The sequence below is a fragment of the Enterobacter cloacae complex sp. IR5402 genome (assembly GCF_049238125.1).
Taxonomy (GTDB): Bacteria; Pseudomonadota; Gammaproteobacteria; order Enterobacterales; family Enterobacteriaceae; genus Enterobacter; species Enterobacter hormaechei_C.
On the sequence record NZ_JBMKHO010000016.1, the window covers coordinates 91,948 to 103,891 of the forward strand.

Below are 11,944 nucleotides of genomic sequence, written 5' to 3' on the forward strand. Positions count from 1 at the left end.
TCAGATGAAGTGCTTACGCAAACGTTGAGAGAGGAAATCCAGCAGGCTGACGGTGACGATGATGAGCACCATCAGGGCGCAGGTTTGCTGGAACTGGAAACCACGAATCGCTTCCCACAGGGTGACGCCAATGCCGCCTGCGCCCACCATGCCGACCACGGTGGCGGAGCGAACGTTGGACTCGAAGCGGTACAGGGAATAGGAGATGAGCAACGGCATCACCTGCGGCAGGACGCCGTACAGGATCTCTTCGATTTTGTTCGCTCCGGTTGCCCGGATGCCTTCCACCGGGCCGGGCTCGATGGCTTCAACCGCTTCGGAGAGCAGCTTGGAGAGCACGCCGGTGGTGTGGATGAACAGCGCCATCACGCCCGCGAACGGACCCAGGCCGACGGCGACCACGAATAGCATCGCAAAGACCATTTCGTTGATGGCGCGACAGGCGTCCATCAGGCGGCGCATCGGCTGGTAAACCCACCATGGCACGATGTTTTCGGCGCTCATCAGGCCAAACGGAATGGAGAGGATCACGGCGAGGGCGGTGCCCCAGACGGCAATTTGCAGGGTGATCGCCATTTCACCGAGGTAGTCCTGCCACTGGCTGAAGTCCGGTGGGAAAAAGTCGGCGGCGAAGGTCGCCATGTTGCCTGAGTCCCTGAAGAGCAGCAGCGGATCCATCTCCGCGCCCTTCCAGGAGATAACGAGCACCGCCAGCAGAACAGCCCAGCTTATGAGCGAGAACCAGCTGCGTTTTGGCGGCGGGAGGGTGATGGTTTGCATGTTGGCTCCTTTGGGTTTAGTCCCCTCTCCCTTGAGGGAGAGGGAGAAAGGCGTTACTGCACCGCTTTATTCACGCTGGTCATGGCGCCGAGCGCGGCGGTCAGGCGGTCAAGATCGTCCAGCTGCGCCTGAATTTCCGACACTTTGCTGGTTTTCTCTTCGTCCTTCAGGCCTTTGTTGTCCTTCACGCCCTGCATCTGCTTGAACAGCGCCAGCTGGCGAATCGGCACCAGCTGCAAATCGCTGGACGCGCGGAACGGTGCCCAGCCCAGACGTGCCAGAACCGCTTTCTCTTCCGGCGTTTTGCCGTAGTTCATAAAGAAGTCGTAGACCTTGTCCTTGGTATTCTCGGAGAGGTTTTTGCGCCACACGATCGGGTCGCCCGGGATCAGCGGTGATTTCCAGATAACCTTGATTTCCTTCAGCTTTTCCGGCGCGGAGGTCTTCAGCTTGTCGAGGTTTTCAGTGTTGTTGGTAGCAACGTCAACCTGCTTATTCGCCACGGCCAGGGCATTGGTTTCGTGGCTGGCGTTAACCGTGCGCTTAAAGTCGCTGGCGGAGACGTTGTTTTTCGCGAAGACGTAGTAGCCAGGGACGAGGAAGCCGGAGGTAGAGTTCGGGTCGCCGTTACCAAAGGTCAGCTCTTTGCGTTTGGCGAGCATGTCGTTGAGGTTGTTGATCGGGCTGTCTTTGTTAACGATCAGCACGCTCCAGTAGCCCGGAGAGCCGTCTGCCGCAACGGTCTGGGCGAACACCTGGCCGTTCGCGCGATCTACCGCTTCCATAGCAGAGAGGTTGCCATACCAGGCGATGTCGACTTTGTTGAAGCGCATTCCCTGAATGATGCCCGCGTAATCCGGGGCGAAGAACGCGTTCACTTTGATCCCCAGTTTGGTTTCCATATCTTTCAGGAACGGTTCCCACTGGGGTTTCAGGTTCTGCTGTGATTCTGTCGAAATGATGCCAAAGTTCAGTGCTTTTTCCTGCTCCTCGGCGTGGGCCGGGCTTAACAGGGTGCTGATGCTGAACATGCTGGTGAAGGCCAGCGCGGCAACCGTTTTATAGCTCATTTCCATTCCTCGTTATGGGTCGTTATGCAGCCTGCGCGCGCTCTTCGACGCGGTTTACGCTGCGGTAGAGATGGTCAAAACGTTCGTTATCAAACTGGTGGCTTGCGCCATCAAAGAACACATGTCCCTGACGCAGGGCGACGATGCGCTCGCAGTAGCGCAGGGCGTAATCCACCTGATGCAGCGTCACCACCACGGTGATGCCGTCGTTCTGATTGATGTCGCGCAGGGTTTCCATCACGATGCGGGCGGACTCCGGATCCAGCGAGGCGATAGGTTCATCGGCCAGGATAATTTTGGCTTTCTGCATCAGGGCGCGGGCAATGGCGACGCGCTGCTGCTGTCCGCCGGAGAGCGTGGAGACGCGCTGGTGGGCGAAATGCGCCATGCCGACGCGGGTCAGCGCCTGTAAGGCTTCTTGCTTCTGGGATAGGGAGAACCAGCGCAGGCAGGTGCGCCAGAACGGGGTGCTGCCGAGCGCGCCAATCAGCACGTTCTCGAGCACGGTCAGGCGGTTCACCAGGTTGAACTGCTGAAAGATATAGCCCGTCTGAGCGCGGCTTTTGCGAATATCGCTCGCCAGACGCCCCGCATGTTGCACGGTGTTCCCCAGCAGTTCGACGCGGCTTTCCGGCGTTTTGTCACAGGTAATCAGGCCGCTCAAGTGACGAAGAAGGGTGGATTTACCTGAACCAGACGGCCCCAACAGCGCCACCATTTCGCCCTGCTGGACGGTCAGATCAACGGCATGCAGCGCCTTGTTGTGATGGAAGGTTTTGCTCAGTTTCTCGACGCGAATGACAGTTTGCATGTGCCCGGCCTCACGATAAATGTGGCCTCATGCTGGCGCATCAATATGACATTCAGGTTAAGTGTTGGTTGCGGGAGTTTGAAGAGTTGAGGGGAGTTTGATGACAATCACCCTAGGCCCGGCCAGCGCAGCGCGACCGGGCGCTGTTGCCGGATGCGCTGCGCTTATGCGGCCTATGATTTAACGACGTTAATCATCCACGGCACGCCGTATTTATCGGTGACTTTCCCGAATCCGTGCGCCCAGAAAGTCTCCTGCCAGGCCATTTCGACATTGCCGCCATCAGAGAGGTTGTCGAACCAGCGTTTGCCTTCATCCACGTCCTGCGTGTCGAGCACCAGCGTAAATCCGGCGTACTGCGTGCTGCTACCGGGTGGCAGACCATCGCTCATCATGATATCGCTGCCGGCAATGCGGACATTAGAGTGGGCGATGGCGGTATCCGGGAAGTTCATGCCTGACGGACAGCCTTCTTCGCTGTTTTCGTCTTTGGGCATTTCGCCGAAGGTGATTTTGTAGAGGAGTTCTGCGCCGACGGCCTGCTGATAGAAGGCCGTCGCCTCCGCACAGTCGCCGACGAAAGAGATGTAGGGACTTAACGGCATAATCTTTACCTCACGTAAGAAAAGCCCGTTAAGTGTAGTTCCCGAACGCCCGGTAAGCGAAGCGTCACCGGGCGGGACAATCAGTTCTTTTTCACGAACTCAGATTTCAGTTTCATCGGACCGAAGCCGTCAATTTTGCAGTCGATATTATGATCGCCTTCAACCAGACGGATATTTTTAACTTTAGTGCCGATCTTCAGCATGGAGGAGCTGCCTTTTACCTTAAGATCTTTCACAACGGTAACGCTGTCGCCGTCTGCCAGCAGGTTGCCATTCGCGTCTTTCACGATCAGCGCATCGCTGTCCTGCGCAGGCTCCGCATCGTTCCATTCATGGGCGCATTCCGGGCAAACGAACATGCCATTGTCTTCATAGGTGTATTCAGAATTGCATTTCGGGCAGTGTGGAAGTTGCATGTGGGTATCCTCAAAAGTGTTAACACGCTGGAAAACGCCAGCTAAATGACGGCAGTGTGCCGAAAAAGGCAGCGAGTATAACGCAAATCCCCACTTTTGTCGGTGATATTGTTTTATAAAAATAGCGCATAAATGCGCAAGCGATGACACGAACTGTCAGTGAATTAAGGGAAGCGTATGCCCTGAACGGCAGAGATCGTAATCATGCTAAATGTATCGAATATTTTATTACAGCAAATTGCTACGCTGTGCCATTTCGGATAAGGTGAAGCAACAAGCCGTTATTTATCTACCCTCCTCTGACGACATACATCTTTTGGCGTCAGGGAATACCTCTCTTTTTTGGTGGGTAAATAACGATGATATATCCTGATGTTTCCTGAAAATGCGTTTTGTCTATTCACTTTTGGCTTTCTGGCCAGGGGATGTTTTACACGTATTACGAGGGTGGGTTTTAAATTCTCATTATCTTCAGTTAGTTGTATTAAATGAACATGTTTTCCATACGTGATCATATAAGCCTGAAAAGTATAATTAAAACATCGTGGCTTAATAAAAGTAATAAATTTGCGTTAAGGGAAGGCTTTTATCATGCACACACAGACCATATTTGAATTAAGCCAGGAAGCTGAACGTTTGTTACAGCTCGCTCTGAACAATCTTGATTCATTAAAATCTATGCCGATTGCAAAGCTGGATAGCACAACCGCTGCCATGAGCGGCGTTAATAACAACGTTTTGCCATTGCATTTTAGCGCACGAGGTGTCGACGCTCAGCAGGCGATGCTGAATAATGAATTACGCAAAATAACCCGCCTCGAAATGGTACTGGCGATTGTGGGTACCATGAAAGCGGGAAAATCGACCACCATTAATGCGATTGTGGGCACGGAAGTGCTGCCGAACCGCAATCGTCCGATGACGGCGCTTCCCACGCTGATCCGCCATACGCCGGGCCAGAAGGAGCCGGTGCTGCATTTTTTGCACGTTTCGCCCATCGATACCCTGATTACCCAGTTGCAGAAAAAACTGTGCGATAAAGATCGCGGCAAGCTGGCGCGGCGTCTGGAAATCGACAAGGACATGAATACGCTGCTGGAGCGCATAGAAAGAGGTGAGGCGTTTGAAAAACATCACCTGGGCGCGGAGCCCATCTTTCATTGTCTGAAAAGCCTGAACGATCTGGTGCGGCTTTCTCAGGCGCTGGGCGTGGAGTTTCCGTTCTCTGAGTATGCCGCGATTGAACATATTCCGGTGATTGAGGTGGAGTTTGTGCATCTCGCCGGTCTGGATGCGCACCTGGGGCAACTGACGCTGCTCGACACGCCGGGGCCGAACGAGGCCGGTCAGCCGCACCTGCAAAAAATGCTCAATGAGCAGTTGGCGCGCGCCTCCGCCGTTCTGGCGGTGATGGACTACACCCAGCTTAAATCCATTTCTGATGCTGAGGTTCGTCAGGCAATTTCGGCTGCCGGGAAATCCGTGCCGCTTTACGCCCTGGTCAACAAATTCGATCAGAAAGATCGTAATAGCGACGATGAAGAGCAGGTGCGGGCGATGATTTCCGGCACGCTGATGAAAGGGAATATTTCTCCGGGGCAAATTTATCCGGTCTCTTCCATGTGGGCCTATCTGGCAAACCGCGCCCGCTATGAGATGAACGTCCATGGGCGCCTTCCCGATCATCAGGATCAGCGTTGGGTACAGGATTTTGCCGAGGCCGCGCTGGGCCGCCGCTGGCGAACGGCCGACCTGGACGATATTGGCCATATTCGCCATGCGGCGGATCTGCTGTGGGAGGATTCGCTGTTCGAACAGCCCATCCGCAAACTGATTTACGCGGCTTACGCCAACGCCTCACTGTTCGCTTTACGGTCGGCATCGCATAAGCTGCTGAACTATGCGCAAAATGCCAGAGAATACCTGGACTTTCGCCATCAGGGACTGACGGTCGCTTTTGATGAGCTGGAGCTGAATATTGCGCGCCTGGAAGAGGATATGACGATGCTGCGTCAGCGGCAGAGCGTGGTGAGCGATGAGGTCCAGCATGAAGTTGAAGAGGCGCTCAACGCAACGGATGCTTTTCTGCTTCGCCAGAAAGATGAACTTCACCAGGCGCTGGGCGACATTTTTAGCCGCCCGTCTATTCTTGACTTAGCAGGCCGCGAGCCATCCAGTTTGCGTGAAGACGACGCGGATGCGATCCAGCAGCTGGTGCTTGACGATGAAGGGCAGGCGCAGATTGTCCTGAGCAAGATCCGATCGTCATGCGAGCAGATTATGCTGAATGCGCAGAGCAGAATTGGCCGGGAGCTGGCGTTACGCTTCGATCAGCTGGAGTCTACGCTCGCCCGATCGTTGAATGAGGCGATGCGACCCATCGAGACGCGAATTAAGGAACAGCTCAGTCATGCCGGATTTCGGGCGCGGATTAGCTTCCCGGCGTTTCAGGCAAACCAGCTTAATTTCAATACGCGCGGGTTATTTAATGATGCCATTGTGCAGGACACCCCTCCCGCCAGTCAGCCAGCAGGGGCAGGCAGCGTACGTAATACCGTCTCGCGCTGGCTCAATAATCCCGGCTGGGGCTGGGAGGAGTATGTCGTGACGCGCACACGCTATGTCATCGACATCGCTCAGCTTCATGGCAAATTTACGCAACATACCGATCAGTTTTGCGATCAAATTCGTAAAGCTTTGGCCGCGCAGGTCGATGTCTCTGTTACGGCAGGTATGGCAACGTTCTTTGCAGAGTTTTCGTTGTGCCTGACCGGGTTACAGGAAAGCTTGCGTGATAGCCTTGCCGTTCGGCAGCAGAATGAGCATTCAACCCGGGCGCTTAGCCAGTTGTTGAAGCAAAGTATGACCACTGCGGCGTGGATTCAGGAAGATACCCGACTGTTACGCGATGATATTCAAACCTTATTCGCGGCAGAGCAACCATGACAACACAGCTACTGGACGGTCCCGGGCGGACGCTGGAGTGTATTCATCCAAAATTTATGGTCGATTTGGTCCAGGGGGCGGATGCTGCACGTCACGCCCTCCTGGGGCCACAGCAACTACAATTTCGTGAGCGTTTGACGCAGGAGATCATTACGCAGACCCGGCTGCGGCCGTGGGCAATGGCGGGAATGCTCAACGAAAATGCAGCACTGCGGCTGGGTCTGGCGGAGAAACTTGCCGGTATGCTCGACCCCGGACACCTTGCGCTGACCCGTATGTCCGACAGGCTGGTAGCCCTGCGCCAGCAGGTGAATCCACGCCTCCCTCAACCTCCCGGATTGTTGCAACAGTACGAGGAGCTCTCCGCACATTTCAACCAGCGTGCCGCCTATAAAGAGAAAGCGCTCGCGCAGCGCGGTCTTACGGTTCAGGCGGGTGAGCACAGCGAGCAAATTTTTACCCGCTGGCGAGCCGGGCAGTATGACGGCTGGTCGCTGGCTGGCCGCTGCTTTATCGTGCTGGAAGAGTTGCGCTGGGGGGCGTTTGGCGATGCCTGTCGTCTGGCGAATAGTGATGTGGCGGCCATGCTGAAAGATAACCTGCGCAGCATGGCCGCAAATTATCTGGCACAGGAGATTAATGCTTCTCCCACCACCCGGCATTTTTACCATCAGTGGCTGACGACGCCCGCTTCTCCCGGTCTGATTGATTATAAAGATATGCTGGGCTGGCTGGGGGACTGGTGTCAGGCGGAAAAACATCCGGTGAGCTGGTCAGTGACGCAGAGCTGGCAAACGGTCGCGCTGGGGATGACAAGACTCTGTTCGGCAAAACGGCTTGTGGATGGCATGGTGGAAGAGATATTTGGTACGTGATTGCCCCCCCTCTTTTTAAAGAGGGGGGGCGAAAGGGTTAGTGGTGCATTTCTACCGCTTCATGTTCTGTCCGGGACTCAGGCACATGCCCAAAGCGTCTGGCGTACAGTGCCGTGATGATAGGGACCAGAATTGCCGTCACAATCACGCTGGCGGCAACTAGAGCCGTGGCGGAAGCGGCTACGGGTTCAAAGGCCGGGTTAATCTGGGCGATAATCACCGGGTTGGCTACCGCAGCGCCTGCGGCCGAAGAGGCGGCCACACCCGCGGTTCCGTTGCCGCCCCCGATGACGCGGTCTGCAATAATCAGCGGAATACCCGTGATGACGATGACGGCAACACCCAGCACAATACCCAGCAGGCCGGTTTCCAGAATTACGTTCAGGTTGATGGTATTGCCCAACGCGAAGCCGAAGAACGGGATCAGTACCGGGGTGGCTTTGCTGAAGAAATCGCGCAGATCGTGATCGAGGTTACCCAGCGCAAAACCAATCAGGAACGGCAGGATCGCCCCGACAAAATGGTGTAGTTCAAAGGAGGCAAGGCCAGCAGAACCCAGAATCAACATCGTCATCAGTGGACCCGACTCCAGGGACATCAGCACGAACGCGCCCGATTCTTCTTTGGTGCCATATTGATTCATCAGGCTGGCATAGAGACCGCCGTTGGTCATATCCATTGCTGAGACAATGGCCAGAACGGATAATCCGGCGAAGAAGCCAGTCTGAATTCCATTCTCCGGAATGAACATCGCACAGATCATGGCAACAACCCAGGCGACCGCAATTTTAGTAATGACCAACGTCCCTGATTTACGTAATACCGTACCTGTTGCACGCAAGTTAATAGATGCGCCGATGCAAAAGAACCAGACTGCCAGAATCGGTACCGTTCCGGTGATCATACCTTTTGTAAAACCGCCAAAATAAGCACCGGTATTCGGGGCCAGCGTATTTAATATCGCGCCAAGTACCAGCGGGACCAGCATCATCCCGCCCGGGATGCGTTCTATAGTTGCTTTAATCTTCATCATTAACCCTCACATCTCGCCCGCGTGGCTGGCGGAAATCTCAAAAAATAGATCAACAAATTCAAATGATTGCCTTTTTAGAGGCCAATCGATTCGTTACTTATGCTGTAAAGTGAAATTAAGGCGTTCAGTATTCCTTCATTTGAAAGCCGCTGAGATATCGTGTTCGGATTTATCATGCGATCTTTGGAATTGCGATTCAATGAAAACGAAACGATGTTTTAGTTATCTCCGTCACATATTGAATGGAAACAGGATTGCCCACGATTAATAATTAAATTTTGTGTAAATTCGCTGTGAAGAAATGTGATTGTATTTTGTTTGGGAATGAATAATAACGGGCGTTAAGATCTGTTTGATAAGGGGGTTGAGAATGACCTTACTTATCGTGAATTGACAAAAGCTGAAGGCATCTTACGAACAGGAAAAATATATGTGAAGTTGATCACATATATAAACGCTGGTAGGGTAAAAAGGTCTTTAACTGCCCAGACAGGCGTCAACAGGTTCGGTTGTATTGAGGTAAAACGTCAATGTAAGTAAACCTGCTACGCTTGAATAAGGAGATTCGCATGGAGCGGATCTCTGGTTCACAGCTTGCAAAATGCGCTGTGAAACGGACGGGGCTGAGTCTACGAGGAAAGCTATGCTTAGAAGGAAAAAAGTAAAACCCATCACGCTGCGCGATGTCACCATTATTGATGACGCGAAACTGCGCAAAGCGATTACAGCGGCCTCGCTCGGTAATGCGATGGAGTGGTTCGATTTTGGTGTTTACGGCTTTGTGGCCTATGCACTTGGTAAAGTGTTCTTCCCCGGTGCCGATCCCAGCTTGCAGATGATTGCCGCGCTGGGTACGTTCTCCGTTCCCTTCCTGATTCGCCCTCTTGGTGGTCTTTTCTTCGGCATGCTGGGTGATAAATATGGTCGCCAGAAAATCCTGGCTATTACCATTGTCATCATGTCGATAAGTACATTCTGTATCGGCCTTATTCCGTCGTATGCGACTATTGGTATATGGGCGCCGATTCTGCTGTTGATCTGTAAGATGGCGCAGGGCTTCTCCGTTGGCGGCGAATATACCGGTGCATCGATTTTTGTCGCCGAATATTCTCCGGACCGTAAACGCGGCTTTATGGGCAGCTGGCTGGACTTTGGTTCGATTGCCGGATTCGTCATGGGCGCGGGGGTTGTCGTTCTGATCTCAACCGTAGTGGGTGAAGAGAACTTCCTTGACTGGGGCTGGCGTATTCCGTTCTTCCTGGCGCTGCCGCTGGGCATCATTGGGCTTTACCTGCGTCACGCCCTGGAAGAGACGCCTGCGTTCCAGCAGCACGTTGAAAAGCTGGAGCAGGGTGACCGTGAAGGGTTACAGGATGGCCCGAAAGTGTCGTTCAAGGAGATTGCGACCAAACACTGGCGCAGCCTGCTGACCTGTATTGGTCTGGTGATTTCCACCAACGTCACCTATTACATGCTGCTGACCTACATGCCGAGCTACCTGTCGCATAACCTGCACTACTCGGAAGACCACGGTGTGCTGATTATTATCGCCATCATGGTAGGTATGCTGTTTGTGCAGCCGATTATGGGTCTGTTGAGCGACCGCTTTGGCCGTAAGCCATTCATTATTCTCGGCAGCGTCGCCTTGTTCGCACTGGCAATTCCGGCCTTTATTCTGATTAACAGCAATGTGCTGGGGCTGATTTTCGCCGGTCTGCTGATGCTGGCGGTGATCCTCAACTGCTTCATCGGGGTTATGGCTTCTACGCTGCCGGCAATGTTCCCGACGCATATTCGCTACAGTGCGCTGGCGGCAGCCTTTAATATCTCCGTTCTGATTGCGGGCCTGACGCCGACACTTGCTGCTTCACTGGTGGAGAGCACGCAGAACCTGATGATGCCTGCTTACTATCTGATGGTCATTGCGGTGGTCGGCCTGATTACCGGTATTACCATGAAGGAGACGGCGAATCGTCCCCTGAAAGGGGCAACGCCTGCGGCGTCTGATATTCAGGAAGCGAAAGAGATCCTGCGTGAGCACTACGATAATGTAGAGCAGAAGATTGAAGATATTGACGCAGAGATCGAGGCGCTCCAGAAAAAACGTTCTCGCCTGGTTGACCAGCATCCGAGAATTAACGAGTGATAAAAAAACCCGCCGCTGGCGGGTTTTCTTTTATTAGCATCCTGCGGCGATGTAGTCGCCGCCAGCGCTGACAGGGATCACCGTCAGGAACAGGACCGTCGCGAACAGTATCAGAACAACCCCTCCGGCAATTTTGACCATCGGCATTATCCAGTCCAGGGACGTGCCGCCACCAAACCAGGCTACTGTGCGTTCACGTGCGTAACGTACTGCCAGCGACAGCCCCATAATCGACAGCGCCGTGCCCAGCGACATTGTCATCACAGCAGCAATCCCCCAGCTAATAATGCCGAGCGCATTCGAGAACATCAGGAGCATAATTGCCCCGCTGCACGGGCGTGCGCCTATGGCCAGCACCACGCCCAGACGGTTTTTCCAGTCGCTTTTAGCCAGATCCACCCCTACGCCGTGATGGCCGCAGCCACAATGTTCATTATGCTGGTGAAGCGGCTTGATGGCGCTAATCGCCATTTTGCGCGGACGCAGGCTGCTGAGCGCCTGATAAATGATAAATGCACCGAAGGCGGCAATCAGTAGGGCGCTGATTTTCTCGACGTACCAACGGCTGGTGCTGATATCCCCTGACGCGAGGTTCAATCCAACCGCCAGGATAAAGACAAAGGCGATTGCGCTGACGCCCTGCATCAGGCTACCGATAAACGGTACGACGCGCGCCGCGAGCTGGCTCTCTTTATTGGTGGTGAGATACGTGGTGACGATGAATTTGCCGTGTCCCGGTCCAACGGCATGGAGTACACCATAAAGAAACGCACCGGTTAACAACCACAGCCCACCGCTGTACTGATGATTATTAAGTTGCAGCAAATACATCACCAGATAACGGTGCAGGGTGATCTGGGTGGCGAGGCACCACTGAATAAAAGCATTCCAGTGCTCATGCAGTGCAAAACCTGCCATAAGTAACACCAGCACGGCGAGCCCGGCAGTTGGGAGACGCCAGTCACGTTGAAGTCGTTGTGTCGTCATGAGGTTGACCCGCGAGAGAAATATTTGCCGCTAGTATAGTGTTCAAATCGCTGGATCACACCGGGATCGTCAATGGATTGTGGATAAGTCTGTGCGTAAAAAGGTATAAGGCGGGGTTTTGCTGGGGAATACAGCAATCAGTCATTTTTTTGCAACTTTTCTGTTGCGGTCGCTCGGGAACTCCCTATAATGCGCCTCCATCGACACGGCGGATGTGAATCACTTCACAGATAACCCGGTCGGCTGAAGAGAAAAAATCCTGAAAATCAGGGTTG

General features: G+C 53.8%; 10 protein-coding genes. 3 read left to right on the forward strand and 7 right to left on the reverse strand.

Annotated features, from left to right (window positions below):
• The 5 genes from phnE to ACOTXL_RS20455 all read right to left on the reverse strand — a co-directional run bounded on the left by phnE (position 1) and on the right by ACOTXL_RS20455 (position 3,682).
• Complete coding sequence (gene phnE / locus ACOTXL_RS20435; RefSeq protein ID WP_023302942.1) at positions 1-780, reverse strand: phosphonate ABC transporter, permease protein PhnE; 780 nt, start codon at positions 778-780, stop codon at positions 1-3.
• Between the two features lie 53 nt (positions 781-833).
• Positions 834-1,850: a phosphonate ABC transporter substrate-binding protein gene (gene phnD / locus ACOTXL_RS20440; RefSeq protein WP_045350749.1), complete on the reverse strand. Its 1,017-nt coding sequence runs from the start codon at positions 1,848-1,850 to the stop codon at positions 834-836.
• A 22-nt stretch (positions 1,851-1,872) separates the two neighbouring features.
• A complete protein-coding gene (phnC, locus tag ACOTXL_RS20445) occupies positions 1,873-2,661 on the reverse strand; it encodes a phosphonate ABC transporter ATP-binding protein (protein ID WP_032608263.1) in 789 nt (262 codons plus the stop codon).
• Between the two features lie 173 nt (positions 2,662-2,834).
• The gene (gene yjdN, locus ACOTXL_RS20450; protein ID WP_045350748.1) at positions 2,835-3,266 is read right to left on the reverse strand and encodes a VOC family metalloprotein YjdN; all 432 of its coding nucleotides are present in this window, start codon (positions 3,264-3,266) and stop codon (positions 2,835-2,837) included.
• 80 nt (positions 3,267-3,346) lie between these two features.
• On the reverse strand, positions 3,347-3,682 hold the full coding sequence (locus ACOTXL_RS20455; protein ID WP_003860206.1) for a zinc ribbon domain-containing protein YjdM: 336 nt from the start codon (positions 3,680-3,682) through the stop codon (positions 3,347-3,349).
• A gap of 591 nt (positions 3,683-4,273) precedes the next feature.
• Between ACOTXL_RS20455 and crfC the strand changes: the two genes are divergently transcribed.
• Positions 4,274-6,628 (forward strand): clamp-binding protein CrfC, encoded by a 2,355-nt coding sequence (gene crfC / locus ACOTXL_RS20460; protein WP_023324027.1) that lies wholly within the window; start codon positions 4,274-4,276, stop codon positions 6,626-6,628.
• Positions 6,625-7,503, forward strand: coding sequence for a diguanylate cyclase regulator RdcB family protein (locus tag ACOTXL_RS20465; protein WP_045350745.1), 879 nt, complete (start codon positions 6,625-6,627; stop codon positions 7,501-7,503). The genes crfC and ACOTXL_RS20465 overlap by 4 nt, the downstream gene beginning before the upstream one ends.
• Positions 7,504-7,540: 37 nt before the next feature.
• On the opposite strand, the gene kdgT is transcribed toward ACOTXL_RS20465, so the two are convergent.
• Positions 7,541-8,533 (reverse strand): 2-keto-3-deoxygluconate transporter, encoded by a 993-nt coding sequence (gene kdgT, locus ACOTXL_RS20470; protein WP_003860201.1) that lies wholly within the window; start codon positions 8,531-8,533, stop codon positions 7,541-7,543.
• A 646-nt stretch (positions 8,534-9,179) separates the two neighbouring features.
• Here kdgT and proP point away from each other — a divergent pair.
• Entirely contained in the window at positions 9,180-10,682 is a 1,503-nt protein-coding gene (gene proP / locus ACOTXL_RS20475) for a glycine betaine/L-proline transporter ProP (RefSeq protein WP_003860199.1), read from the forward strand.
• 33 nt (positions 10,683-10,715) lie between these two features.
• Here proP and ACOTXL_RS20480 read toward each other — a convergent pair whose 3' ends face one another.
• Entirely contained in the window at positions 10,716-11,669 is a 954-nt protein-coding gene (locus ACOTXL_RS20480; RefSeq protein WP_045350744.1) for a nickel/cobalt transporter, read from the reverse strand.
• Between the last annotated feature and the right edge of the window lie 275 nt (positions 11,670-11,944).